At 63.6% G+C, this 26,263-nt stretch carries 21 protein-coding genes and 2 riboswitches; of the genes, 11 read left to right on the forward strand and 10 right to left on the reverse strand.

Annotated features, from left to right (window positions below; all coding sequences use genetic code 11):
- Positions 1 to 193: 193 nt before the first annotated feature.
- The 5 genes from ACWPWQ_RS00005 (at position 194) to ACWPWQ_RS00025 (ending at position 13,914) form a co-directional block, all read left to right on the forward strand.
- Positions 194 to 1,336 (forward strand): 3-phenylpropionate MFS transporter, encoded by a 1,143-nt coding sequence (locus ACWPWQ_RS00005; RefSeq protein WP_247627171.1) that lies wholly within the window; start codon positions 194 to 196, stop codon positions 1,334 to 1,336.
- An 82-nt stretch (positions 1,337 to 1,418) separates the two neighbouring features.
- On the forward strand, positions 1,419 to 4,892 hold the full coding sequence (locus tag ACWPWQ_RS00010) for a hybrid sensor histidine kinase/response regulator (RefSeq protein WP_454008700.1): 3,474 nt from the start codon (positions 1,419 to 1,421) through the stop codon (positions 4,890 to 4,892).
- Positions 4,893 to 5,094: 202 nt separating this feature from the next.
- A riboswitch (cyclic di-GMP riboswitch) is annotated at positions 5,095 to 5,181 on the forward strand.
- A 111-nt stretch (positions 5,182 to 5,292) separates the two neighbouring features.
- Positions 5,293 to 7,890: a glycosyl hydrolase family 18 protein gene (locus ACWPWQ_RS00015; RefSeq protein WP_454008701.1), complete on the forward strand. Its 2,598-nt coding sequence runs from the start codon at positions 5,293 to 5,295 to the stop codon at positions 7,888 to 7,890.
- Between the two features lie 328 nt (positions 7,891 to 8,218).
- Positions 8,219 to 8,304: riboswitch (cyclic di-GMP riboswitch) on the forward strand.
- A gap of 376 nt (positions 8,305 to 8,680) precedes the next feature.
- Positions 8,681 to 11,359, forward strand: a complete 2,679-nt coding sequence (locus ACWPWQ_RS00020) for a PKD domain-containing protein (RefSeq protein ID WP_454008702.1) — start codon at positions 8,681 to 8,683, stop codon at positions 11,357 to 11,359.
- Positions 11,360 to 11,547: 188 nt separating this feature from the next.
- Positions 11,548 to 13,914, forward strand: coding sequence for a M66 family metalloprotease (locus tag ACWPWQ_RS00025; protein WP_454008703.1), 2,367 nt, complete (start codon positions 11,548 to 11,550; stop codon positions 13,912 to 13,914).
- Between the two features lie 89 nt (positions 13,915 to 14,003).
- Here the strand turns inward: ACWPWQ_RS00025 and ACWPWQ_RS00030 are convergent, their stop codons facing one another.
- On the reverse strand, positions 14,004 to 14,804 hold the full coding sequence (locus ACWPWQ_RS00030; protein ID WP_454008704.1) for a putative RNA methyltransferase: 801 nt from the start codon (positions 14,802 to 14,804) through the stop codon (positions 14,004 to 14,006).
- Positions 14,805 to 14,926: 122 nt separating this feature from the next.
- Positions 14,927 to 15,565 carry a cAMP-activated global transcriptional regulator CRP gene (crp, locus tag ACWPWQ_RS00035; RefSeq protein WP_025328082.1) on the reverse strand — a complete coding sequence of 213 codons (639 nt, stop codon included), beginning with the start codon at positions 15,563 to 15,565 and terminating at the stop codon, positions 14,927 to 14,929.
- A 373-nt stretch (positions 15,566 to 15,938) separates the two neighbouring features.
- On the opposite strand from crp, the gene ACWPWQ_RS00040 reads away from it, so the two are divergent.
- Both ACWPWQ_RS00040 and ACWPWQ_RS00045 read left to right on the forward strand, forming a co-directional pair.
- Entirely contained in the window at positions 15,939 to 16,343 is a 405-nt protein-coding gene (locus ACWPWQ_RS00040) for an OsmC family protein (protein ID WP_454008705.1), read from the forward strand.
- A 48-nt stretch (positions 16,344 to 16,391) separates the two neighbouring features.
- Positions 16,392 to 16,691: a hypothetical protein gene (locus ACWPWQ_RS00045; RefSeq protein WP_025328080.1), complete on the forward strand. Its 300-nt coding sequence runs from the start codon at positions 16,392 to 16,394 to the stop codon at positions 16,689 to 16,691.
- Positions 16,692 to 16,758: 67 nt separating this feature from the next.
- Here the strand turns inward: ACWPWQ_RS00045 and ACWPWQ_RS00050 are convergent, their stop codons facing one another.
- The 3 genes from ACWPWQ_RS00050 to ACWPWQ_RS00060 all read right to left on the reverse strand — a co-directional run bounded on the left by ACWPWQ_RS00050 (position 16,759) and on the right by ACWPWQ_RS00060 (position 18,699).
- Complete coding sequence (locus ACWPWQ_RS00050; protein ID WP_139434967.1) at positions 16,759 to 17,292, reverse strand: DUF4136 domain-containing protein; 534 nt, start codon at positions 17,290 to 17,292, stop codon at positions 16,759 to 16,761.
- 15 nt (positions 17,293 to 17,307) lie between these two features.
- Positions 17,308 to 18,177 carry a phosphoribulokinase gene (locus tag ACWPWQ_RS00055; protein ID WP_005330514.1) on the reverse strand — a complete coding sequence of 290 codons (870 nt, stop codon included), beginning with the start codon at positions 18,175 to 18,177 and terminating at the stop codon, positions 17,308 to 17,310.
- A 276-nt stretch (positions 18,178 to 18,453) separates the two neighbouring features.
- On the reverse strand, positions 18,454 to 18,699 hold the full coding sequence (locus ACWPWQ_RS00060; protein WP_139434965.1) for a YheU family protein: 246 nt from the start codon (positions 18,697 to 18,699) through the stop codon (positions 18,454 to 18,456).
- An 89-nt stretch (positions 18,700 to 18,788) separates the two neighbouring features.
- Between ACWPWQ_RS00060 and ACWPWQ_RS00065 the strand changes: the two genes are divergently transcribed.
- On the forward strand, positions 18,789 to 19,940 hold the full coding sequence (locus ACWPWQ_RS00065; protein ID WP_454008706.1) for a membrane-associated sensor domain-containing protein: 1,152 nt from the start codon (positions 18,789 to 18,791) through the stop codon (positions 19,938 to 19,940).
- Here ACWPWQ_RS00065 and ACWPWQ_RS00070 read toward each other — a convergent pair.
- From ACWPWQ_RS00070 to ACWPWQ_RS00080, 3 genes are all read right to left on the reverse strand, one after another.
- Positions 19,922 to 20,905, reverse strand: coding sequence for a hydrolase (locus tag ACWPWQ_RS00070; RefSeq protein ID WP_247627164.1), 984 nt, complete (start codon positions 20,903 to 20,905; stop codon positions 19,922 to 19,924). The genes ACWPWQ_RS00065 and ACWPWQ_RS00070 overlap by 19 nt on opposite strands.
- A 59-nt stretch (positions 20,906 to 20,964) precedes the next feature.
- Positions 20,965 to 21,864, reverse strand: a complete 900-nt coding sequence (locus tag ACWPWQ_RS00075) for a chemotaxis protein CheV (protein WP_005330506.1) — start codon at positions 21,862 to 21,864, stop codon at positions 20,965 to 20,967.
- A 162-nt stretch (positions 21,865 to 22,026) separates the two neighbouring features.
- Entirely contained in the window at positions 22,027 to 22,716 is a 690-nt protein-coding gene (locus ACWPWQ_RS00080) for a hypothetical protein (protein WP_454008707.1), read from the reverse strand.
- 39 nt (positions 22,717 to 22,755) lie between these two features.
- Between ACWPWQ_RS00080 and ACWPWQ_RS00085 the strand changes: the two genes are divergently transcribed.
- Positions 22,756 to 22,962: a YheV family putative zinc ribbon protein gene (locus tag ACWPWQ_RS00085; RefSeq protein ID WP_033130616.1), complete on the forward strand. Its 207-nt coding sequence runs from the start codon at positions 22,756 to 22,758 to the stop codon at positions 22,960 to 22,962.
- Between the two features lie 453 nt (positions 22,963 to 23,415).
- Positions 23,416 to 24,048 carry an FKBP-type peptidyl-prolyl cis-trans isomerase gene (locus ACWPWQ_RS00090; RefSeq protein ID WP_005330502.1) on the forward strand — a complete coding sequence of 211 codons (633 nt, stop codon included), beginning with the start codon at positions 23,416 to 23,418 and terminating at the stop codon, positions 24,046 to 24,048.
- Positions 24,049 to 24,107: 59 nt separating this feature from the next.
- Here ACWPWQ_RS00090 and ACWPWQ_RS00095 read toward each other — a convergent pair whose 3' ends face one another.
- Complete coding sequence (locus tag ACWPWQ_RS00095; protein WP_005330500.1) at positions 24,108 to 24,323, reverse strand: SlyX family protein; 216 nt, start codon at positions 24,321 to 24,323, stop codon at positions 24,108 to 24,110.
- A 14-nt stretch (positions 24,324 to 24,337) separates the two neighbouring features.
- Positions 24,338 to 25,306 (reverse strand): WD40 repeat domain-containing protein, encoded by a 969-nt coding sequence (locus ACWPWQ_RS00100; RefSeq protein WP_454008708.1) that lies wholly within the window; start codon positions 25,304 to 25,306, stop codon positions 24,338 to 24,340.
- Positions 25,307 to 25,425: 119 nt separating this feature from the next.
- Between ACWPWQ_RS00100 and fkpA the strand changes: the two genes are divergently transcribed.
- A complete protein-coding gene (gene fkpA, locus ACWPWQ_RS00105; RefSeq protein WP_454008709.1) occupies positions 25,426 to 26,232 on the forward strand; it encodes an FKBP-type peptidyl-prolyl cis-trans isomerase in 807 nt (268 codons plus the stop codon).
- Positions 26,233 to 26,263: the final 31 nt, after the last annotated feature.

Genomic DNA, 26,263 nt, shown 5'->3' on the forward strand with positions numbered 1-26,263 from the left:
AAAAAGAAACCCGCCAGGGGCGGGTGTAAGGATTGCAACACTCATCAGGAAGCGGTGTTATCCAGATAGACAGGGGGATGTGACAAAGGTTCAACTTTATTGATATTTATCGTTTTTATCTCCCCTTGCCCCTGGGGATCCCCGCGCCAAAATCGGTTATCATTTGTGCCCCTTGTCCCGCTGCCGAGCCCCTATGCCCGCCTTCTCCTGGTTAGCCCTGTTCTTTGGCGCCTTCTACTTCGTCTACGGCGCCTATCTGCCGTTCTGGTCCCTGTGGCTCGAGGGCATAGGGGTGAGCGCCGAGCAGATAGGCTTGCTGCTGGGGGTCGGCATGGCCATCCGTTTTGCCGGCAACCTGATGGTGATGGGACGGGTCAAGGGGGCCGGTCAGTTGCTGCCCGTCACCCGGCTGCTCTGCCTGCTGAGCCTGCTGGCGTTTCTGGGCTTCTACCTCAGCCACAGCCTCTGGTGGCTGGTGCTGCTGACCCTGGTGGCGAACTTCATCTACCCGACCCTGATGCCCATGGGGGAGGCGCTCGCCACCCGCATGGTGGTGCAGACGCACCTCGACTATGGCAAGGTGAGGCTGTGCGGCTCCTTCGCCTTTATCGCCGCCTCCACCCTGGTGGGGGCCCTGGTGAGCAACTTCGGCAGCGACTGGGTGCTGCACACCATGGTGGCGGGACTGCTGGCCATGCTGGCGCTGAGCGCGCTGCCGCTGCGGCCGCAGCCCCAGGAGCTCAAGGGGGAGCGGGCCCGGGCCTCCCTGCTCGTCACCCTCAAGTCAGCGCCGGTGCGCCGCTTCCTGCTCATCACTGCCCTGTTGCAGGGCAGCCATGCCGCCTACTACGGCTTCAGCGCCATGTACTGGAAGGGGGCGGGCTACAGCGGCACCCTGATCGGCTACCTGTGGGCCCTGGGGGTGGTGGCTGAGATCGCCATGTTTGCCGCGGACAAGCGCTTCTTCCACCGCTTCGGGGCCCAGACCCTGTTTCTGGTGGGGGCCGTCGGCTGCGTGGTGCGCTGGGTGCTGCTCGGCGCCTCTACCGAGCTGGCGGTGCTGGTGCTGGGTCAGCTGCTGCACGGGGTCACCTTCTGCATCAGCCACCTCGGCGCCGTGCGCTTCATGACCCGCCAGCTGCCCGCCGAGCAGCAGATCCCCACCCAGGCGCTCTATGCGGCGCTCGGCCTCGGCATGACGGTGGCGGCCCTGATGGCGATCTGCGGTGTGCTGTTCGAGCCGCTCGGTGGAGGCATCTTCTTCATCATGGTGCTGGTGGTGCTGCCGGTCTTCGTGCTGCGGCTGCGCGGGGAGCATGAGGGCGCCGCCGCCTGAGCGGGCACACTCAATGACGGTTGCCCGTCGGCACGCTGAGCCGGCGCGGTGCTCAACACATCTGAACAAGGGAAGAATGTAGATGCACCAAGGATGGCTGCTGATCGGGTTGTCGCTCGCCTATCTGGGCTTGCTGTTCCTCATCGCCTATGTGGCGGACAAGAGCAAGCGCCGTCGGCTCAAGGGCCAGCCCCTGCTCTACAGCCTGTCGCTCGCCGTCTATTGCACCTCCTGGACCTTCTTCGGCACAGTGGGGCAGGCGAGCGAATCCCCCTGGTCGCCTGTGCCCATCTATCTTGGCCCCATGCTGGTGTTCCTGTTTGGCTGGCGCCTGCTGGCCCGCCTCATCCTGGTGGCCAAGCGCGAGCACATCACCTCCATCGCCGACTTCATCGCCGCCCGCTATGGCAAGTCCCAGCGCCTGGCCATGGTGATCAGCCTGATCGCCGTCATGGGGATACTTCCCTACCTGGTGCTGCAGCTCAAGGCCATCGTCACCGGGCTGGATCTGCTGATGGCCAACTCGGTGCCGGCGGGGCCCACGGGCAACACGGCCGAGCTGGCCCTCGGCGTCGCCCTGTTGCTGGCCCTGTTCAGCATACTGTTCGGCACCCGCAACCTGGACGCCACCGAGCACCATCGCGGCATGGTGGTCGCCATCGCCTTCGAGTCCGTGGTCAAGCTGCTCGCCTTCATGGCGGTGGGGAGCTTCGCGCTCTGGCTCATCATCGCCAGGCCGAGCGAGGCCCGCACCCTGGTGGCCGGGGACTTTCTCGATGCGGTGGTGGCGGTGTCGCCGGGCAGCCTGCTGGAGCTCGCCATCTATACCCTGGTGGCCATGTGCGCCGTCATCTGCCTGCCGCGCCAGTTCCACGTGACTGTGGTGGAGAACAACCAGGGCCAGGATCTGCACTGGGCGCGCTGGCTGTTCCCGCTCTACCTGTTCCTGATGGGGCTCTTCATCTGGCCGCTGGCGCTGGCGGGCAAGCAGTGGGTGGGGGCCGACATGGCCTCGGACACCTATGTCATCAGCCTGCCCATGTCGCTGGGCTTCGACGGCATGGCGATGCTGGCGTTTCTCGGCGGCACCTCGGCGGCCACCGGCATGGTGATCGTCTGCACCATAGCCCTGGCCATCATGGTCAGCAACGATCTGGTGCTGCCGGTGCTGCTGCGCCGCTTCTGGCAGCAGGGGCGGGATGAGCGGCTGATGCGGCTGCTGCTGCAGGTGCGCCGGGGCGCCATACTGCTGATCCTGCTGGCGGCCTGGGTGCTCTATCTCTGGCTCGGGGATCTCACCAGCCTGTCGCGCATCGGCTATCTGTCATTCGGCGCCGTGGCCCAGTTCGCCCCGGCCCTGCTGCTCGGCCTCTACTGGCGGCACGGCAATCGCAAGGGGGTCTATCTCGGGCTCGCCCTCGGGGTCAGCCTCTGGTTCGTGACCCTGCTGGCCGAGAGCGGCCTGCTGGCGGGCTCGCCCCTGGAGGCGCTGCTGGCCCCCCCCGACTGGCCCGCCTTTCGCGAGCTGAGCCTGGGGGCCTGGTGCATCTTCCTGAGCCTGTTGCTCAACCTGCTCGGCTACGTGGCGGGCTCCCTGCTGTCGCGGGCGGCGGTGAGCGAGCGGCTGCAGGCCGCCAACTTCGTCGGCAAGCCGAGCCGGGATACCACGGCGCTCTACCAGGCGCGGGTCTCGGTCAAGGAGCTGGAGATGCTGGCGGCCCGCTTCGTCGGCTCGAGCCGGGTCAAGCGCGCCTTCGGCCGCTTCGCCGGCGAGCGCGGCGGTACCCTGGCGCCCCAGATGCAGGCGTCGGCCGACCTGATTGCCCACACCGAGCGGCTGCTGGCGGGGGTGTTTGGCACCTCCTCCGCCCGGCTGGTGCTGGCCTCTGCCCTGCAGGGGCGCAACATGCAGCTCGAGGAGATAGCCACCATAGTGGACGAGGCCTCGGACGTGTTCCGCTTCAACCGCGGCCTGCTGCAGGGGGCCATAGAGCACATGGGGCAGGGGATCTCTGTGGTGGACAGGGAGCTCAAGCTGGTGGCCTGGAACCGGCGCTACATCGAGCTGTTCCACTATCCGCACGGGCTCATCCAGGTGGGGCGCTCCATCGAGGAGATCATCCGCTACAACGCCGGGCAGGGGCTCTGCGGCCCGGGGGAGATCGAGGCCCAGGTGGCGCGCCGGGTCGCCTTCATGAAGCGGGGCAGCCCCCATGTCTCGGCGCGGGAGCGACCGGACGGCCGGGTGATCGAGATGCAGGGCAATCCCATGCCGGCGGGGGGCTTCGTGATGACCTTCACCGACATCACCCCCTTCCGGGCGGCGGAGCGGGTGCTGCGGGAAGCGAACGAGCACCTGGAGGCGAGGGTGGCCGAGCGTACCCATGAACTCTCCGAGCTCAACCGCCAGCTGCTGCTGGTGAACCAGCAGGTGGAGCGGGCGAACCACTCCAAGAGCCGCTTCCTGGCGGCGGTGAGCCACGATCTGACCCAGCCGCTGAACGCGGCCAAGCTGTTTACCTCCTCCCTGCTGGAGATGCTGCCGCAGGGAGGAGAGCAGGCGGCGGAGCAGGTCCGCATCGCCCGCCACATCGACGATGCCCTGGGGGCGACCGAGGATCTCATCACGGATCTGCTGGACATCTCGCGCCTCGAGGCGGGCAAGTTCAAGGCGAAGAAGCTCGATTTCGCCCTGAGCGACGTGCTGGGCAACCTCAAGGCGGAGTTCGGGGTGCTGGCCCAGGCGGGGGAGATCCAGTTCTCCGTGGTGGAGAGCCGACTCGCGGTCTACAGCGACGTGCGCCTGCTGCGCCGGGTGTTGCAGAACTTCCTCACCAATGCGTTCCGTTACAACCCAGGGGGCCGGGTGCTGCTCGGCTGCCGCCGCCTGGGGGACAAGGTGCGCATCGAGGTGTGGGACAATGGCCCCGGCATTCCGCTGGACAAGCAGGAGGCGATCTTCGACGAGTTCTCCCGCCTCGATCACTCCCGCACCGCCAGGGAGCAGGGACTTGGCCTCGGGCTCGCCATCGCCCGCGGCATCTCCCAGGTGCTGGGACATCAGCTCTCCCTGCGCAGCTGGCCCGGGGCGGGGTCTGTGTTTTCCATCACCCTCAACCTCGCGACCCGGCCGGTGACGCCGAGCCAGCTGGCGGCCCCCGTGGTGCGGGACAGCCAGCTCGAAGGGATCCGGGTGCTCTGCATCGACAACGAGGAGGACATCCTCATCGCCATGGCCTCCCTGCTGGGACGCTGGGGCTGCGAGGTGCGCTGCGCCCAGAGCCTGGAGCAGGCAGAGGAGATCATAGGGGCCGGTTTCCTGCCCCGGCTGGTGCTCTCCGACTATCACCTGGATGACGGCAAGACGGGGCTGCAGGCGCTGCACATGATCCGGCTGGCCCATGGCAACGACATAGGTGGCATCATCATCAGCGCGGATCGCAAGAGCGAGCTGCAGACCCAGATCCGCGAGCACGGCTTTGGCTACGTCAGCAAGCCGGTCAAACCCCTCAAGCTGCGGGCGCTGATGAACAGCCTGCTGCTGCCAATACAGTGACAGCCTTCACACAATCAAGCATTGTTTGGCAAGTTCGGGAACTGTCATCAGGCGCCAGCATCACCGATGTTGGCGCCAGCTTGCCGGCATGTTCGCGAACAATCTGGAAAATGAGTCCTATTCGCTGTCATTTTTACTAGGTAGCGCCTCCTCCGACTCCCTCCTATAGTCATTCGGCGATTATTTTTGTCGCAAATCAAGTTGTGCAAAAAGGCAAACCGGACGAAAGTCCGGGACGCAAAGCCTCCGGTCTAAGGGTCAAAGCACCTAGGATAGCGGGGTCACCACAGGTTGTATCGTCCATGGGCCAAGCCATGGTGGCGATGATGTCTGCGTTACCTGGCAGGTTGCGTTGCCTTTTTCGTTGTTAATTCCAATAACGAAATAAGGAAGTTCAAATATGTTAAGTCCAAAACTTTCCCTGCTGGCGCTCCTGGTCGGGGGATTCTGTGCTACCTCCGCCTTCGCCGCTGCCCCGGGCAAACCCACCATAGGCTCGGGCCCCACCAAGTTCGCCATCGTCGAAGTCAATCAATCCGCCTCGGCCTACACCCAGCTGGTGACAGTCCACAAGGATGGCGCCCCGGTCAGCGTGACCTGGAACCTCTGGTCCGGTGACGTCGGCCAGACCGCCAAGGTGCTGCTCGATGGCCAGGAGGTGTGGTCAGGCCCCGCTTCCGCCGCGGGCACCGCCAACTTCAAGGTGACCAAGGGGGGCCGCTACCAGATGCAGGTGGCCCTGTGCAACGCCGACGGCTGCACCCTCTCCGACAAGAAGGAGCTGATGGTCGCCGATACCGACGGCAGCCACCTGGCGCCGCTCAATGCGCCTCTCAAGGAGAACAACAAGCCCTACGCCAACAAGTCCGGCAAGGTGGTGGGGGCCTACTACGTGGAGTGGGGGGTCTATGGCCGCAAGTTCACCGTGGACAAGATCCCGGCCCAGAACCTGACTCATATCCTCTACGGCTTCACCCCCATCTGCGGCGGCAACGGCATCAACGACAGCCTCAAAGAGATCTCAGGCAGCTTCGAGGCGCTGCAGCGCTCCTGTGCCGGTCGTGAGGACTTCAAGGTCTCCATCCACGATCCCTGGGCGGCGATCCAGATGTCCCAGGGCAACCTCAGTGCCTGGGATGAACCCTACAAGGGCAACTTCGGCAACCTGATGGCCCTCAAGCAGGCCCACCCTGACCTCAAGATCCTGCCGTCGGTCGGGGGCTGGACCCTCTCCGACCCCTTCTACTTCCTGGGGGACAAGAGCAAGCGCGACACCTTCGTCGCCTCGGTCAAGGAGTTCCTGCAGACCTGGAAATTCTTCGACGGGGTGGACATCGACTGGGAGTTCCCGGGTGGCCAGGGTGCCAACCCCAGCCTGGGCGGTCCGAACGATGGTGCCACCTATGTGGTGCTGATGCAGGAGCTGCGCGCCATGCTCGACGAGCTGGAAGCCGAGACCGGCCGCCAGTATGAGCTCACCTCGGCCATCAGCGCCGGCGGTGACAAGATTGCCAAGGTCGATTATCAGGCTGCCCAGCAGTACATGGACCACATCTTCCTGATGAGCTACGACTTCAGCGGCGCCTTCGACCTGCAGAATCTGGCCCACCAGACCAACCTCTTTGCCTCCAGCTGGGATCCGGCCACCAAGTACACCACCGACAAGGGCGTCAAGGCGCTGCTGGGTCAGGGGGTGACACCGGGCAAGATAGTGGTGGGGGCGGCCATGTATGGTCGTGGCTGGACCGGGGTGAAGAACTACCAGGCCGGCAATCCCTTCACCGGCACCGCGACCGGGCCGGTCAGCGGCACCTGGGAAAACGGCGTGGTGGATTATCGCGACATCGTCAACAACCGCATGGGTGCAGGCTGGGAGCAGGGCTATGACGAGTCGGCCGAGGCCCCCTATGTGTTCAAGGCCAGCAGCGGCGATCTCATCAGCTTCGACAACGACCGCTCGGTCAAGGCCAAGGGGCAGTACGTGCTGGCGAACCAGCTCGGCGGCCTGTTCGCCTGGGAGATAGACGCGGACAACGGCGACATCCTCAACGCCATGCACGAGGGGCTGGGCCACGGCGAGGGTACGCTGCCGCCGGTCAACAAGCCGCCGGTAGCCAATGCCGGCAGCGATCTGAGCGTCACAGGCCCGGCCGAGGTGACCCTCAACGGCAGCGCCTCCCACGATCCGGAAAGCGGTGCGCTGACCTACAGCTGGAAGCAGGTCTCCGGGCCCCAGGCCAGCCTGCTGGACGCCACCCTGGCCAAGGCCCGGGTGGTGCTGGACGCCGCCACTACCGACATCAATCTGGTGTTCGAGCTGACCGTGACCGACGATCAGGGGCTCTCGGCCAAGGATCAGGTGGTGGTGACCAACAAGGCGCCGCAGCCGAACCTGCCCCCCGTGGTCAGCGTACCGACCAGTGCCACCGTCGACTCCGGCAAGCAGGTGACCATCAAGGCCACGGCGTCCGATCCGAACGGTGATGCCCTGAGCTACCAGTGGACAGTGCCAGCGGGGCTCACCGCCACCGGCCAGGACAGCGCGACCCTGGTGGTCACGGGCCCGAGCGTCACCAGCGACACTCTCTATGATCTGAGCCTGGTGGTGACCGACGGGGCGCTCGATGCCAGTGCCAGCACCCGCCTGACCGTCAAGCCAGCCAGTACAGGTGGCGGCTGTGAGGCAACCGATCCGGATGCGGCCAACTGGCCAGCCTGGAACGCCAGCACCGTCTACAACGCCGATACCAAGGTGAGCCACAACCAGCTGGTGTGGCAGGCCAAGTACTGGACCCAGGGCAACGAGCCAAGCCAGAGCGCCGATCAGTGGAAACTGGTGAGCCAGGTGCAGCTCGGCTGGAATGCCGCTGTGGCCTACAACGCCGGTGATCTCACCAACCACAACGGTCGCAAGTGGAAGGCCCAGTACTGGACCAAGGGCGATGAGCCCGGCAAGGCTGCCGTCTGGGTGGATCAGGGGGCTGCCAGCTGCAACTGATGATCATAAGGAGTGGGGTCTTGGCCCCACTCCTTTTTCCTGTGGCGTTTCGCGGGCTGACCTCGGCCTGGGGCGGATAAACCGCCAGCCATGGCCATCGGCGTCAGTCTTTGCTAGGGAATTAATCATTTCACCCAAAGTTGAAAAAATATTTTCACCTTGAAAACGCTTTCAATGGAGTGAGTTGGATGGTTGACATCCGCTCTCACGCCGAGCTTAACCCTGCCTTCGGGGGCATTTCCTGATAGAACACCCAGTCAGGATCCCGCTCTGCCATTTGCAGTGACTGCGGCTATGGAGAATAATCGCGGCGCACTACTGATTAATTTGTGTATAAGGGCAAACCGGTTGAAAGGCCGGGACGCAAAGCTTCCGGTCTAAGGATCCATGATCTAGGACAGCGGGGCCGCCACAGGTCGTTTCGATCCTCTGCCAAGGGGAGATCTTGCACCATCTGCTGGTTACGTCGTCCTTATCGTATTGACTAATAACGAAAAAGGATTATTCGCCATGCAAAGTCCACCCCTTCTTACTGCCGACCTGTCTGGTTGGCTCCCTGCTTGCCTTCCCCCTTCATGTCGCCGCGCCAGGCACACCCCGCCTCGGCTGGGGTGAAACCCGCTTCGCCATCACCGGGCTCAGCCCGCCCGCTCACGCCCTGCCGCTCAGGGTGATCGCCGTCAGTGGCGGCAGGAGAAGGGGGTCGAACCCTGTGCTCATGTCAAGGCAACAACAACGACGCCCCTGCCACCGACGCAGGCGCCAAAAATAGGGACATCACGGAATGCAGATGAAAAAAAACAAGGTAAATCTGGCGATGCAGGGGGGCATGCTCGCCCTGCTGGCCGCAGGGGCGGTGCCGCAGGCGCTGGCCCAGCAGAGCAGTACCACCGGGGAGTTTCGCAAGGACAACAGTGAGCCCAGGATTTACAGTCAGGAGGGCATGGTCAACAACTTTGCCCAGCAGTTGCCGCTCGGCGCGACCTTTGCCCCCTTGCTGACGGCCTGGGACGTGGAGGATGGGGACATCACAGCCCGCCTCACTCAGGTGAGCGGGGTCAATACCCAGGTACCGGGCAGCTATGTGGCCCAGTACCAGGTCAAGGACGATGGCCTGCCTGACGTGGATGGCTTCAAGGGCTGGGGCGGCAGCACCGTCACCTTCTCGCTGCCGGTGACAGTCTACGATCCGGCCGAGGGGATCCCGGCGCGGGCCATCCCTTTTGGCGAGCTATGGGATGAGGGCACCGTCGTCCAGACCAACCTCTACCTGCCCATCGGCGGCTCCCTGAGCCGCGACTTTCGTGTCGAGGCCGGGGAGTTGCCTCTCATTGGCGACGAGCTCACTCTCACCGCCTTCCGGCTGCAAGAGGGTCACTGGGGCGGCAACAACCGCCAGTTCGCCATTCTGGTGATCGACAATGAGGATGAGACAGTCGTCTATGACGGCGCCGCCACTTTCAGCGGTGGTCGCATGATCCCAGCCACCCCAGTCACCATCAAGAAGGCACGGGACTACAGCTTCACTCTCAGCTATCTGGCAGGGGCCGACCAACAAGGGTTTCGCAAGAACGAGGCAGGCCAGCTCTGGCTGGTAGCCGAGGGAGAACAGCGCCAGTCACTCTATCCCTATGCCCAGGTACTGCCGGACCCCGCTAACAAGCTGGCCTACGATCCCGGCCTGAGCCGCCCGCTCAAGGAGAAGCTGCTGAGCAGCGCAGGGGGCGAGGAGGTGCTCCATGTCCGTAAGCTGGCCGGTGGCGAGACGCTCAGTTATGCCATCGCCGACCCGGTATTGGCGACCCTCCAGGTATTACCGGCGCAAGGTCAGGATCGGTTGGTGCTCTCCGGCCTCGCCCAGGGGGAGACCAACCTGGAGATCCGCGCCGGCGGCGAGCTGGTGGATCTCGTTCGCCTGATAGTCACTGTGCCCAAGGAGCTGAGCCTCTCCTACAGCTACATCGCCTTCCCCGGCGAGACCAAGACTCACCTGTGGGATGACGGTGCCCTGATCCAGAACGAGATAGCCCGCCGCTACGCCCCCTACAACCTCAGCCTGAAGTGGGTGGACAACGGGGTGTTGGTGCACGAGTGGGACAAGGATGGCGATGGCGAGTCCTACGAGGCGGATCGCGCTGAGCGGGAGGCCCCCTTCGATGAGGGTTGGATCCCGGATCGGGAACAGGTTTTCTCCAACCTCTATGTACTCCGCGCCTACAAGGATCCAGCGCGGGCTTGCTCCGGCTCGGGCGGCGGCTCTTCCACCGGCATCGGGGCACTGGACGCACCGCCCCGCGAAGGACACCGCGCGGCCTGCCCTGGCAACGCCACCGAGTTTGGCCAGGCGATGACCCTGGCACATGAGCTGGGCCACAACCTGGGTCTGTGGCACATGAGTAACACAGACACCAACGGCAGCGGCAACCTCATGTATGTCGGCCGCAAGGAAGGGGTCTTCTTCGCCCCCCAGTGGCGCACCATGCACCAGACCCTTGAGGCCAGAATAGCGGCCGGTGATGCGGGGGTCAGCGAGGCGAGTGGTGAGCCTGAGTCGCCTCCGCCAGCTACCAACCAGCCCCCCCTGGCCAACGCCGGTGGCGATATGCGTACCACGGGCCCGGCCGAGCTGGTGCTCGACGGTGCCGCCTCCCGGGATCCGGAGAACGGTGCCCTGCGCTATCAATGGCGCCAGGTCGGCGGTCCGCAGGCCTCCCTGAGGGATGCGGAGCAGGCACGAGCCAGGCTGAGTCTGGGCACTGTCGCCCAGGATACCCAGCTGACGTTCGAGCTGACCGTCACCGATGAGCAGGGACTGGCGGGCGTGGACCGCGTGGTGGTGACCCATCAGGCACCACCGCCCAACCAGCCACCCGTGCTGACCGCGCTGGCTCCCGCCTCGGTGCAGTCGGGCATGCAGGTGAGCTTCACCGCCAGCGCCACCGACCCCGATGGGGATGCGCTCAGCTACCAGTGGACGGTACCGGCCGGTCTGACCGCCAGCGGCCAGAGCAGCAAGACCCTGGTGGTGACAGGCCCGAACGTGGTGGCCAGCACGGATTACGATCTGACTGTCACCGTGACCGATGGCGCCCAGGATGCCCAGGGCCAGACCCGGCTCACCGTCACCCCGGCAAGCGGCGGTGAATGCAGTGCCACCGATCCGGACGCGGCCTACTGGCCAGCCTGGAGCGCCAGCACCGTCTACAACACCGATACCAAAGTGAGCCACCACCAGCTGGTCTGGCAGGCCAGGTACTGGACTCAGGGCAACGAGCCGAGCCAGACGGCGGATCAGTGGAAGCTGGTGAGCCAGGTGCAGCTCGGCTGGCATGCCGCCGTGGCCTACAGCGCCGGTGAGCTTGCCAACCACAAGGGACGCAAGTGGCAGGCCCGCTACTGGACCAAGGGCAACGAGCCCGGCAAGCACGATGTCTGGCTGGATCAGGGTGCCGCCAGCTGCAACCTATGACCATCAGGAAGGGGGCCCCGGGGCCCCACTCCTTTTTCCACTCCTGTTTCAGCCTGCGGTGATGCCGCTGCGCGGCAACCAGAACCGAGGCTCAGGTCGGGTGGTAGGACCTGGCCCCCGACGCCCATTTTGTATTGATTCCTGCAACAGGGCATGTGGACATGCCCACCACAACGAGAACCATAACAATGACAAAAACACAGTTAGCCAGCCTCATCATGGCCGCTCTGGCGAGCGGCCCCCTGTTGGCTGCCGTTCAGGCTCCCACCTCCTTGCCCTTCAATACCCAACCACCGACCAACGATCTGCAAGGATCCCTGGCGGCGCAGGTTCAATTCGCCCAGAGCCAGATCTTACCGGCCCATGTCGCCGAAGGGGACAGCCAGCCCAGGCTGACCGCCTTGCGCAAGAGCCTGCTGCTGGTCAGGCTGCTGCAAGCCGAGGCCGGCGTGCCCATGACGGTGACGGCGCGAGATGGCGCTGGGCAGACCCTAGGGACGCTCGGCCTCAACCCGCCCGAGCAGCTGCCGAAGACGGCCTATTACCTCGATGGTTCGCCGGAAGAGGGGGTCGACTTCACCCCGGCGGCGGGAACCACCAATGTCATCAGCAGCAGTGCCGAGCTGGCCCGGCTGGATGATGCCACGGCGAGCTTGCTGCGGGATCGCCTGGGACAGCATGCCCTGGTGGAGGTGAAGACCGCCGATGGCCGATGGGTCAGGGATATTTATATGCCGGAGGGGATCGCCCTGGAAGGCAAGATGGTGCGTGCGAGTTCCAATGCCGGTTACAACTCGACGGTGCGCTACAGCGGCCGCCAGGTGACGCTCTCCCGCGGTCAGACCCTGCAGTTCAAGTTCGTCGGGGGTCAGTGGATCCGTGACGGGGAGCTCGAGAACAACGGTATCCGCTATGCGACCGACGCCTGGAGCGTGGTGCTGCCGGCGGAGTGGATCCGGCCAGGCCTGAGTCTGCAGTTCAATCAGGGAAGCCTCGGCGGCGAGCTCACGGATCTCGCCATCGGTGCCCCGAGCGAGCTGCTCATCCACACCATAGACCTTGGCATGCTGACCACCCCCCGGGATCAGTTTGCCTTCGCCAGGGATCCCGAAGCCCATCGCGAGTACTTCCAGACGGTGCCGACCAGCCGGCTGATCGTCAGCCAGTATGCTCCCCTGTCGCTGCCGGAGGTGATGCTGCCAAACGGCACCCTGCTCACCGACTTCGATCCCGGTCAGGGGGGCTGGCACGAGGGCACCATGCGCCAGCGCATCGGCAAGGAGCTGATCTCCCACGGGATAGACAATGCGAACTACGGCATCAACAGCACGGCCGGCGAGGGGGAGAGCAGCCATCCCTATGTGGTGGCCCAGCTGGCGGCCCATAACAGCCGTGGCAAGTACGCCAACGGCATCCAGGTGCACGGCGGGTCGGGCGGGGGCGGCATAGTCACCCTCGATAGCTCCCTTGGCAACGAGTTCAGCCACGAGGTGGGCCACAACTATGGTCTCGGCCACTATGTCGGCGGCTTCCAGGGCTCGGTGCACCGCAGCGCCGAGGCGGTCAATTCGAGCTGGGGCTGGGACGGGGATCGCAATCGCTTCATTCCCAACTTCGGCGTCAGCCGCAGCGGCCAGAGTGCCTGTCTCGACAGCCAGTGCCAGCCGCCTTTCGAGGGCCACCCGTTCGGTTTCGATGCCATGGCGGGCGGCTCGCCCTTCTCCGGCTTCAACCGCTTCACCCTCTACACCCCGAACTCGGCCGCCATCATCCAGCGCTTCCTCGAGAGCAAGGCGGTGTTCGATGCCGCTTCCCCGACCGGATTCAGCAAGTGGGATGCCGCCACCGCCACCATGGTGCCCTACCAGCACAGGGTGGAGCAGCTGGAGCAGATAAATGCGCCCATCAAGGATCTGGGCGAGGCGACGCTGGCGGCCCTGCTGGCGGAGTATGATCTGGTCAAGGTAGCCATGTGGGACGGCAACTGGACGCGCAACATCCAGGCGCCCCCTGCCGCCGCCGGGAATGCGGGGCGCATCCTGACCGTGGAGCACGGCGCCGGCTACAACAGCATCCTCTTCATCAACGGCCAGCAGATCACCGTCTCCCGTGGTTTCAAGAAGAGCTACACCTCGGACGGCAGCCGCTGGCACGAAGGGCCTGTGGTGGATACTCGGGTGGCACGCAAGCCGCAGGCATTCGGGGTGCCGGTGACGACCCTGGTGGGCTATTACGATCCTCGCGGGCTGTTGCCGAGCTACCTCTATCCGGCCCTGCACGGCGCTTACGGCTTCGGCTATGAGGATGACGGCGAGCGGATCGGGGCGGGGGATTGCCAGCTGCAGGTGGAGACCCGGGAGGGCTTGCTGCACTTCCGGCTGGCCAATCACCGGCTCAATGCCGGCGTGATGAACAAGTTCCATGTCAATGTGCCCACGGCCAGCGAGCCACGGGGCGCCGCCGTGATCTGCGCCGCCGGGACCCAGGTTCAGAGGGCCATCTCGGCGCCGGCAGTGGATCTCTCCTTCACCGTCAACGGGCGCCCGCTCGAGTAAGGGGGTTGCGCCTTCATTGCCGGGGGAGAGCACATCGCCATTGGCGAAGAAGCAAAAAAAGGCCCGTATGGGCCTTTTTTTCATGGAAATCAGAGGGGTTTTTGCCACAGGCTCAACAGCAGATCCTGTTCAAGCTCGTCAGGCCCCTGGTGGGTGAAGGCGTGACGCTGCTCACCGCCAGCACGCCAGCCGAGGCGACTGGTTTCCAGCACATGGGCGCGCAGAGCCTGATCCATGGTCATGGAGAACTGGCAGCGTTGCCGCTCAACGGGGACTAGCCCGGCCAGTGCTGGCCAGCTGAGGGGGTGCTCCATGCTCACCGGGTTGAGGCTGATCCTCAACTGCCACTGGTGGCGCGGGCCGGGTTGCAGGTGGAGCAGGTAGCCGCTCGGGGTCAGCAGGCTGACCAGCAGCTCTGTCTTGATCTTGAGGTCGTTGACCAGCAGTACCTGGGCGGAGCCGGCCAGCAGCGGTGCCTTGGCCGGATCGGCGATGACGAAATGGCCGTCGGGTTGTGCCTTGTTGGCGGCGAAGATGGCGTTCTTGGCCAGATCGAAGCCGCCAAATTGCCAGCCCGGCAGGCGCTCTGCCAGGGCGCGGCAGTAGTACCCCTCACCACAGCCGAGGTGGATCAGCTCGCGCTCGCCGAGTGGCGCCAGCAGGGCCGCCATGGCCTCCACCAGGGGCAGCTGGTGTCCCTGCTCCAGGAAACGGCGCTTGGCACGCAGCAGGGCCCGGCTGTCGCTGTCCTTGGGATCCTTCTTGCCCGGGATGAGATCCAGATAACCTTCCGGGGCCGGATCGAAATGGTGCTTGTTGTCGCAATAGACCCCGCGGGAGGCTTCATGAAGATGCAGGGGGCTGCGGCACAGGGGACATTGAAGATGCATACACACTCGCTTGGTTGAGGCCGGGGAAGGGCGTGCGGGATTATAGGGGAGGAGATCAGAAAAGGCTGCCGTGGCAGCCTTTTTTATCCAACGGCCCTGTGCTGAGCCGTCGGGGAACCCGGTCAGCGGGTGCCAAACACCACTATGGTCTTGCCGTGGGCCGAGATGAGCTCCTGCTCTTCCAGCATCTTGAGGATGCGGCCGACGGTTTCGCGGGAGCAGCCGACGATCTGGCCTATCTCCTGGCGGGTGATCTTGATCTGCATGCCATCCGGATGGGTCATGGCGTCCGGCTGCTTGGCCAGGTTCAGCAGGGTCTGGGCAATCCGGCCGGTCACGTCCAGGAAGGCGAGGTTGCCGACCTTCTGGCTGGTGTGCTGCAGGCGCTTGGCCATCTGGCCGGAGAGGCGCAGCAAGATGTCCGGGTTGACCTGGATCAGCTGGCGGAACTTCTTGTAGGAGATCTCGGCGACTTCACAGGCGCCTTTGGCACGTACCCAGGCGGAACGCTCCGGATTCTCGTTCTCTTCGAACATCCCCATCTCGCCCAGGAAATCCCCCTGATTCAGGTAGGAGAGGATCATCTCCTTGCCCTCGTCATCCTTGATCAGGACGGCGACTGTACCCTTGACGATGTAGTAGAGGGTTTCCGCTTTTTCACCGGCGTGAATAAGGGTGCTCTTGGCGGGATACTTATGAATGTGGCAATGCGACAAGAACCACTCCAGGGTGGGATCGCTTTGCGGTTTGCCAATGATCATGAGACTTCCTCTGTAGTGTCATTTTTATGGACTGTGCGTCCAGGCAAGTTGCCAAGCTTGCCATTCCTTAGTCTTTGGTCGCAGTAGAATAAGAGCCTTTGTCTGTGCTGACAAGGCTTTGGGACTTTGGTGTCCATCTGTGTGCATCGATCTGCTGCGCCATCCGGGCCATTCTAGGCAAGAAGGGGGGAAGATATGTTGATTTCGATCTATTTCCTTCAGGGTCTGCCGCGGTTTCGGAACAAGTCCCGGCGCCGGGGCGAGGCGGTCATGAAACCAGGGGTGGCGCAACGTGACGGGGCATGTGCCACTCGACCCCTGCTTGAGGTATGCTATGGGCGTCAGAACCGTCGTCATTGAGAGGAAATGTGAGATGAAAGCCAAGGTCAGCTGGGTTGAAGGCATGAAGTTTGTGGGCGAGAGCGAGTCCGGTCATCAGGTGACGCTGGACGGCGCCAACCCGGGCGAAGGTGCCAGCCCGATGGAGATGATCCTGCTGGCCGTCGGTGGGTGCAGCTCCATCGACGTGGTCTCCATTCTGGAGAAGGCGCGCCAGTCCGTGACCGCCTGTCATGTGGAGCTGGCAGGGGAGCGTGCCGACTCAGTGCCCCGGGTGTTCGAGAAGATCCATCTCAAGTTCGTCGTGACCGGCAAGGGGCTGGCCGAGAAACAGGTTGCCCGCGCGGTCGACTTGTCGATGGAGAAGTATTGTTCCGTTTCCCTGATGTTGGAAAAAGCGGTAGAAATTACCCATAGTTATCAAATCGTTGAAGCTTGATTGTTGTAGTTTGTCCCGTCGATAACGCCATGACATAAGGAAAGTGCGATGAAAAAGATAATGATGTTGCTTCCCCTGTTCGGGCTGGCTGCCTGCAGCATGCCGCAGCCGACCCAGTATCAGTACAGCCAGTATCAGTGCGGGGAAGAGTTGTTGGCCATCACCTATGATGCCCAGGCCGACATGGTGCAGTTCCCTTATGCCGGGGTCTATCACAAGCTGGGTCGCATCGAGTCACCCAAAGAGACCGCCAGCTATTCCGATGGGGTGACCACCTTCTCCCATCAGGAAAAACAGGCCACCCTGGTCAAGAACGGCGTGACCCTGCTGACCTGCGAGCTGAAGTAATCCTCATGCCGTGCAACGGCGTGTATCCACAACGGCCTGCTTGAAGCAGGCCGTTGTGTTATGGGGCTCATTGGGCGGGCAGGGAGCCGAGGAGTTGAGCGGCGAGCTGCTGGCTCAGCTGACTGCGCTCGTCCTCGGCGATGGGCACGTCGCTGGCGAGCTGGATGGCGCTGCTCCAGACGCTTTGCTGGGTGCGCCTGTCGATCAGCAGTATGGCCAGGGTGCCCTTGCGGGCATCGGCGGCGGCATTCAGCCCAGGGGTCATGCCGATGCGGGAGAATATCTCCCCATCGCTCATGTCCTGGCTGCCCGCCACCCCGATGGCGACCCAGACGTCGGCCTCATCGAGGGGCACGCTGCGCCAGCCCTTGCCGTCGAGCGTCTGGGTGACGGCCTGCTGCACCGGCTCCAGCCAGGGGGCGGCGCTGTTGCCCGCGTACTGGAACTGCTCCGCCAGCGCATAGCGTGGCGTCGCCCCGTAGGCCCAGTTGTCTGCCGGACGGACCACCATGGTGCCCGTCTCGACCGTGGGGGCGGCGGGGCCAGTGCTGCAACCGCCCAGCAGGGCTGCCAGCGTGAATGAGAGAAGTGCACCGCGCATCATAAGCTCCTTGGCTCAGGTGATCTTGCCGGTTTCTAACAGTTGCTGGATCAGGGGACGCAGGATCAGCTCCATCGCGAAACCCATCTTGCCCCCCGGCACCACTATGGTGTTCATTCTGGACATGAAGGCCCCGTCTATCATCGACAGCAGGTAGGGGAAGTCCACCTGCTTGATGCCCCGAAACCGGATCACCAGCATACTCTCGTCCAGGCTGGGTATCACCTTGGCGCTGAAGGGGTTGGAGGTGTCCACCGTCGGTACCCGCTGGAAGTTGATGTGGGTGCGGGAGAACTGCGGTGTGATGAAGTTGATGTAGTCATCCATGGAGCGGACGATGGAGTCGGTCACCGCCTCGCGGGAGTGGCCACGCTCCGAGGTGTCGCGAATGAGCTTCTGGATCCACTCCAGGTTGACGATGGGCACCACGCCGATGAGAAAGTCCACGTGACGGGCCACGTTGTGTTCGCCGGTCACCACACCGCCGTGCAGCCCTTCGTAGAACAGCAGATCCGTCTCCCCCGGCAACGCCTGCCAGGGGGTGAAGGTGCCCGGCATCTGGTTGAAGGGGACCGCCTCGTCGAAGCTGTGCAGGTAGCGCCTGTACTGGCCGCTGCCACTCTGGCCGTACTCCTGGAAAAAGGATTCCAGCAGGCCGAAGTCGTTGGCCTCGGGGCCAAAGTAGCTGATGTGGCGTCCCTGCTCGCGCGCCTTGCGGATCGCCACGTCCATCTCTGGCCGCGTATAGCGGTGAAAACTGTCCCCCTCGACCACGGCCGCCTTGTATCCGAGCTGATGGAACATGGAGCGGAAGGCGTTGGTGGAGGTGGAGGTGCCGGCACCGGAGGAACCGGTAACCGCAATGATGGGATGCTTGGCCGACATAGAATTCTCTCTTCCTTGGGAGTTCCGTTATAAAGGCAGGTTCAAAGTGCGGTCAAGTGCAGCCTTGCAGCGCGGGCGGCATCATGAGCCCCCCATGCCCCCGGCGGCTGGCCTCCATCGGCGCCGCGACAGTCGGCGAGGGAGGCAAAACAAGCCCGTTCGAAGCGCCTGTCTCATCGGGCGGGCCGCCCATCTTCCCCCTGAACTGAACGCCGCACCGCAGTGCTCGGCAGGGCCCGGGCCGGGCATTGTTCAGCTCGTGTTCCTTCTCTTGTGTCACTCTGCCGGAGAGTCGTCCCTCGGCGCATTGCTCAAATGCGTCTTGGGCACGACGTTGACGCTCTCGTGCAACTCGCTGTAGACGAGCACGGCACTACCTTGTAGTAATTGTTGTCTGACCTCTTCAACCTTGTCGGCCAGGCTGACATCCTGTTCGCCGTATTCGGTGCCTTCTTGCAGGACGAAATGTTCGAGCAGGTTGTTGAGGGTGTCTGGATCCAGTTCTTGCCAGGGGATAATCATGATTTCATCTTCAGTCAAAGCGATGCGGATATTGTCGGTGTCTGACCGGCAAGCGCAAGGAGTTTATCTGGACCTGAGCGAGGGTTCTCATGGCATCAGCTGAACAGCGTCGCCCAAGCAGTGAGTTTGACCATCACCTTTACGATGCGCGTCGCCGTGCCCTGAGCGCCGGGCTGCGCTGGTTCTGGGCCATCAACCAGTTGGCGATCCTCTTTCTGCTTGCGCGTTTCTATATCTATCAGGATGCCCGCCTGGTGGCGATCGAGGGGCTGCCCTGGCGGTATGAGTGCCAGCTGGCCCTGGTGCTGGTGGCGAGCGTGCTGCCGCCCCTGGGCTGGCGCTGGTTCTCTCGTCAGGGAACGCCGAGATGGCAGCCCTGGCTCTGGGGTTGCGCCATGTTGTGGGGACTGGCCTGGGCGATGACGGCCTATGCCATCGCCACCATAGAACTCAGAGGGGGCTTCAGCCTGGCATTCAACATCGTCAGCCTGTTGCTGCTGACGGCCCTGATCGCCTTCTACAGCGAGTGGCGCGTCTTCTATTGCCTGAGTGCCCCGCCTCTGCTCTTCCTGCTGTTCGAGGAACGCTGGGTGATACTACCGTCCGGCACCGTTCACTGGCTGGCGGCCATGTGTCTGCTGATCGTCCTGGAGACGGGGCGGCGGATGCTCAACGGCTGGTTCGAGCTGGCGGTGTCGCGCGAATATGACAACCTGATGCTGGCACGCAAGATGGATGCCATGGCCCATCGGGATCCCCTGACCGGGCTCGCCAACCGCCGCCACTTCGATCAGGTCTGCAAACAAGCCATCGCCCAGGGAACGACGCTGGAGACACCGCTCACCGTGATCCTGCTGGATGTGGATTTTTTCAAGCGATACAACGACCACTACGGCCATCAGGCGGGGGATGAGTGCCTGATCCTGGTGGCCGAGTGTCTGGAGGAGAGCGTGCGCGAACCCGGCGATCTGGTGGCCCGTTACGGCGGGGAGGAGTTTGTGGTGTTGCTGCAGGAGACGACGCTGGCCGGTGGCCAGGAGGTGGCGGAGCGCATTCGCGCCACCCTGGCGGCCCGGGCGCTGCCCCACGAGGGATCCGACGTGGCTCCCCATCTCACCCTGAGCCAGGGGATCGCCCAGTGGCGTCCGGGGGAGAGCCTGGTCATGCTGCTCGAGCGGGTGGACGGCGCCCTCTATCAAGCCAAGGGGGCAGGACGCAACGGCTACCGCCTGGCGTCCTGAGTCTGCTCCCGCAGCCACTGGCTGATCCGCTCCTCCAGCCAGAAGCGGGGTCGCCAGGGAGTACCGTGCAGGAAGCCCACGTGGCCACCGCGCCGGCTCAGCTCGTAGCGCACCATGGGGGAGAGCTGCTCCGGTCTGGGGATCACGGCCCCGGTCATGAAGGGATCGTCGGCGGCGTGGATGATCAGGGTCGGGATGGTGATGCGCGCCAGGAGATCAAGGCCGGAGCAGGTCTGATAGTAGTGATCGGCGCTGTCGAAGCCATGGAGCGGGGCCGTGACCTGCTCGTCGAAGTCGCGCAGGGTGGCGATGCGGTTCACCTGCTCCGGTTGCCAGCGGGACTGGGCCGCGGCCTGATGGCGGATCTTGCTCTGCAGATTGGCCCTCATGGTGCGCAGCAGGTAGCTCTGATACACCCGTGAGAATCCCTGATTGACCCTGTCGGCGCAGCTCGCCAGTTGCAGCGGCGCCGAGATCACCACGGCGGCGGTCAGTTCATCCGGACAGGCCCGCGCCAGCAGATTGACCAGCATGTTGCCCCCCAGGGAGTAGCCGATGGCGATCAGCGGCTTGCCGGGGAAACGGCGGCCCAGCTCGGCGATCAGCGCCTCTGCATCCTCGATGGCGCCGGAGTGATAGGCCCGCAGCAGCCGGTTCGGCTCGCCGCTGCACCCCCGAAAATGCATCAGCACGGCGTCGTTCCCCTGCCGCTGCAGATGGGCAAACAGTCCCTTGGCATAGTGGGAGTGGATGCTGCCCTCCAGACCGTGAAACAGCACCAGCAGCGGCCGCTCATCCGGGCTGATGGCCCCGCTCCAGGCGAGATCGACGAAATCCCCATCCGCGAGTTCGAACCGTTCAGGGATGAAGCGGGCCGGCGCGCGGCGCAGCCATTTCGGCAATATGGTTTGCAGATGGGCATTGCGGGCCCACCAGGGGGCGTGGAAGTGGCTTTCTGTCAGCATGCAACGACTCGGGGCAGCAGAAGAGGAAACGGGCGGCGAGCCCTGGGCCCGCCGCGGTATCAGGCGGGCAGGCGGTCGTGGTGTTCGGCGCCGCGCAGCATGGCCTGGATCAGCTCGTTGGCTTCAAACTTGGTCAGTGCCTCGTGGGCGCCGACCTGATGGGCCCGCTCCACGCTGATCTCGCTGGAGAGGGAGGTGTGCAGAATGATGTAGGCCTCCGCCAGCCTGGGATCGCTCTGCACCTCGAAGGCCAGCTCGTAGCCGTCCAGCCCCGGCATCTCTATGTCGCTCACCAGGATGTCGATCCGGCTGCCCTGGGCGACCCTGGCCTGCATCAGGCTGAGGGCATCGCGCCCGTTGGTGCACACCTCGTAGGGAATGTTGATGTAATCGAGGGCCGCCATCAGCTGGCGGCGGGCGACGGAGGAGTCGTCCACCAGCAGGATCCGCATCGGCTTGAGCCGCTCGCGCTGCACATCGGTCAGCACGGGGTAGAGGTGGCTGGGATCGTCCGGATAGACCCGGGACAGGATCAGCTCCACGTCCAGCAGCTGGATCAGCTGATCCCCCACCTTGGTCACCCCGGTGACGAAGACGTTCTGCCCGAGGGAAGGGGGCGGCGGCTCTATGTCGCGCCAGTTGCACTCGGTGATCTTGTCGATGCCCCGCACCAGGAAGCCCACCAGGGTGCGGCGGCAATCCGTGATGATGATGAAGCAGCTGGGCATCTCCTCCCGGCTGATGGGGCGATAGCCCACCGCCATCGCCATGTCGATCACGGGGATGGTGGTGCCCCGCATGCTGGCCGCCCCGAGCACGGTCGGGTGCGAATGGGGCAGGGCGGTGAGCTGGGTGTAGGGGACTATCTCCTTCACCTTGAGGGTGCCGATGGCGAAGGATTGCCTGGCTGAGAGGTGAAACAGCAACATGCCCTGGGATTGGTTGGCCTTGCTCGTCATGGCGGATGTCCTGTTGATCTAATCGGTGACGGTCAATCTGGTGTTCAGCATAGAGGATGGTGACCAGGATGATGCCGTTGTTATTAACGGTTATTAACGGTTATTAGCGACCGCGAGCCGCAAAACTGGACCCTGTCACCCTCATTTATTTTCTCGTCCGGTTCACTGGGGGGAGGCCACTGCCTCCAGCGTCAGCCCGAGCCAGTGCTGGCACGCCTGCGCCAAAGCCTGTTCATCCCGGTAGCCGAGCTTTGCCACGACCTGGGCCGGCTTGCTGCCACTTCTGAGCAGGCGTACCCCTTGCAGCAACTGCCACTGGGCACCGAGTGCATCGGCCGCCAGGGCGGGATCCTCGATGCCCCGCTGGACGAGGCAAGCCTGCCAGGCCGCGGCGCTGCCTTCCGACTGACTGGCCAGGGCGCGCCAGGCGGCTTGCAGCGGCTGATCCGCCTGCGCCAGGATGGCACAGGCCTGCAACTCGTCCCCGATGACCCGCAGCCGGTGGCCATAGGCCTCTTGCCAGTCACGGGGCCTGGACCAGCTGGCCAGGCTGTCCAGCAGGGCGTCCATCAGCGGGGTGGGTTGCAACCAGCCAGCCTGGGCCGGTTGCGTCACCCGCACCGAGCAGGTCAGCAAATCATGCTGACAACCCGCCAGGGGAGTGAAGGCGGCGAGGGCATCGGCGCACAGCCAGAAGTGGCTGCCCGCCGTCAGCAACAGCTCATGGGAGCCGAGTCTCAGCAGCGCCGCGCCCCGGGTGACGCGCAGCAGCTGACCCAGAGGGGAGCGTTTGCGGGGGCCGACCTGCAGGCAAGGAGTGGAAAAATGCTGATATTCGATGGCGTGATGCATGTAAAAACCCTGATATGATGCTGCCTGGAGGTAACAAAAATGGAAACCAGACGTAAAAAGCGCTTCATTGCCGGTGCGGTTTGCCCGGCGTGCGGCAAGATGGACACCATGATGCTGTATATGGAGCATGGAGTCGAGAAGGTGACCTGTGTCGACTGCGGGGATACCCAGGTGCAGACCCAGGCCGAGGTGGACAAGGCGACCCGGGAGGCCGAACAGGTCATAGGGGTCTTTCGTCCCGAGTGACCTACCGCCGGCTGGCCGGGGTGGACCGAGTCATCCGCGAGGCCGAACAGGTCATAGGGGTCTTTAGTTCCCAGTGACCTACCGCCGGCTGGCCGGGGTGGACCGGGTCATCCGGGAGGCCGAACAGGTCATAGGGGTCTTTCGTTCCTGGTGACCGACCATCGGATGGCCGGGGTGGACCGGGTCATCCGCGAGGCCGAACAGTCATAGGAGTCTTTAGTTCCCAGTGACCTACTGCCGGATGGCCGGGGTGGACCGAGTCATCCGGGAGGCCGAACCGCTGATAAAGGTGTATCGCCTCCAGTGAGGGGCCTCTTGATAATACCCGGGGTGGGGCAAGGCTCGTTCTGGACTGCTGACTTTTTCAGCATGGCGGAGCGGGGCAGATCATATGCTTGGCCACCTTTTTAAGGTATTCTGGGCCCGTTTTTTTCTATCCGCAGGATCCCTGACATGAAAGTAGCTCCCCTGAGCGTGGTTACGCTGGAATACACGGTCACCGACGAACACGGTGAAGTCATCGACACCACTGTCGGTAAAGAGCCTCTGGTGTATCTGCACGGTACCCGTTATCTGGTCTCCGGCCTCGAAGCCGAGCTCGAAGGCCGCAGCGTGGGCGAGGCGTTCGACGTCACCCTGACGCCGAGCCAGGCCTATGGCGAGTATGACGAGAACCTGGTGCAAGAAGTGCCCGGCGAGCTGTTCGATGGCATGGAAGTGTCTGAAGGGGATACTTTTGTGGCCGAGACCGACGATGGCCACCGTCCGGTGACCGTCATCGAAGTCTCCGAAGAGTTCATCAAGGTGGATGGCAACCATCCCCTGGCCGGTGTGACCCTGGGCTTCAAGGTCGAGATCAAGGACGTGCGTGCCGCCACCGCCGAAGAGCTGGCTCACGGCCACGTGCACGGTGCCGGTGGCTGCGGTCACGATCATGGCCATGACCACGGTCACGATCACGACCATGACCACGGCGGTTGCTGCGGCGGTCACGGCCACGATCACGGTCATGACCACGGCGACGAGCAGGGTCACGGCGGTTGCTGTGGCGGCGGTGGTTGCGGTGGCAAGGGCCATCACCACTGATCTGCCGACTGGCAAGATGAAAAAACCCGCTGCGTGCGGGTTTTTTTATGGCGGCGCACTCAGTAGTGCGGGGGCGGCGTCTCTTCGGCCATGCTGGCGATCTGGCTCGGCTGCACGCTCTGCAGCTTGTCCACCAGCAGCTGGATCTGATGCTTGAGCCGGTCGAGTTCACGGCCCTGGGTGGTCACCTCCTCGTTGAGCTGCTCCACCGTGTATTCGGCATAGGCGAGACGGCTTTCCAGGGTCTCGAGACGATCGTTAACTTGCTGACTCATGGGCCTCTTGGTCCTTACTTGATAGTCCAGATTTCGGCCAGGCCACTGGAGCTGGCGCTGACGAGGTGGCCATTGTCGCGCAAAGCCACGCCATAGACCACAGCGCTCGGTGGTTTCACCCTGGGATGAGGAGAGACGCGCCAGCTTTGCAGCAGGCTGCCATCGCTCACCCGCCACAGGGAGAGCTGGCGTGAGGGGGCGCCGGTGACGAGCCAGTCGCCATCCTTGACGAACCGCGCGCTGGTGTAGACCTCGAAGCGGTGATCGAACTGCAGCCGGCTCACCTCCTTGCCAGTCTTGAGATCCCAGATGCTGGCCTGACGGCTGTCGGCGGTGAAGGCGAAGCGCCCCGCCGGATCCAGTCTCGCCATCACCACCCGGCCAGCGTGGTTGAAACGCCACACCACCTGGCCGCTGTGGGTATCCCACAGATAGGCGCTGTAGTCGTTGCCGCCGGTGAGGGCGTAGCGGCCATTGGCGGAGAGATCCACTGTGTTGACCTGCTCGGTATGGCCGAGGAACTGCAGCCTGCGCCCGGTGCGGGTATCCACCAGCTCCGCCTTGCCATCTTCGCGGCCGATCAGCACCAGACGGCCATCGGCCGAGAGTGCCGCATCCCTCAGGCTGGATTCAGGAAGTGAATAGTAGCCTTGGGAGCGACCATCTTGCAGGCGCCAGATGGCAAAGGTGCGCTGGGTGGCCGTGATGGCGTGGCTGTCGCCCGGGGAGAAGCGGGTGAGGGTGACGAACTCTTCCTGGTCCTCGCTCTGACGCCAGCGCCAGCGCTCCTTGCCCTGTTCCAGATCCCAGACCACTGTGCCCTGGCCCAGGCTGGAGACGATGGCCTGCTTGCCGGAACTGGCGAGATCCGCACTCAGCAAGCCCTGGTTGGCGAGGCGGATCTGCTGGCCGGGAAGTGAGCTCTGTTCGCACCCTGTCAGCATCAGGCAGATACCGATGAGATAAATGGCACTTTTGATCATTTTTCCTGTCTCATGCTTTCGTTACCTGCGATCACGGCGTTAGTATAAGGCGCTTATCACGATAAACCTCTCATTTCACGAAGGAACCGAGAGCGGTATTTAGAGTTTTGGAGAAACTGATGAACAATTTTCTGAAGGTGTCCCTGTTGGCTGCGGCCGTTGCCGTGGGTCTGACTGCTTGCCAAAAAGATGAGAAGCCTCCTGCCAATACCGCAGAGGTCAAGGCAGAAGCCAGCAAGCCGGCAGAGGCCCCCAAGGCAGCAGCCAAGAGCTTTGAAGAGCAATCCGGCTATGCGATCGGCCTCTCCATGGGTCGTTATATCGCCAATACCCTGGAACGTCAGCAGGAACTCGGCATCAAGCTGGACAACAGCGTCATCCTCAAGGGGGTGACCGACGGTCTGGGCAAGGAAGCCAGCATGACTGACGAGGAGATCCAGAAGGTCCTGCAGGAATACGACGCCAAGATCAACGAGCTGACCAAGGCCAAGGCTGACAAGGATGCGGTAGAAAACCTGAAGAAGGGTGAAGAGTACCTGGCCGCCAACGCCAAGAAAGAGGGCGTGAAGAGCACCGAATCCGGCCTGCAGTATCAGGTCGAGAAGCTGGGTGACGGCGCCAAGCCCAAGGCCACCGACATCGTCAAGGTACACTACACCGGCACCCTGACCGATGGCACCAAGTTCGACAGCTCAGTCGATCGCGGCGAGCCGGCCACCTTCCCGCTCAACCAGGTGATCCCGGGCTGGACCGAAGGCGTGCAGCTGATGCCGGTCGGTTCCAAGTTCAAGTTCTTCCTGCCGTCCAAGCTGGCCTATGGCGAGCACGGTGCAGGCTCCATCCCGGCCAACGCCGTGCTGGTATTTGACGTCGAGCTGCTGGCCATCGAAAAGCCGGCTGCCGATGGCGCCGATGCGAAGAAATAAGCAGTCAATGCGATGAAAACGGCTCCCCAGG

The sequence above is a fragment of the Aeromonas sp. Marseille-Q7275 genome (assembly GCF_965119515.1).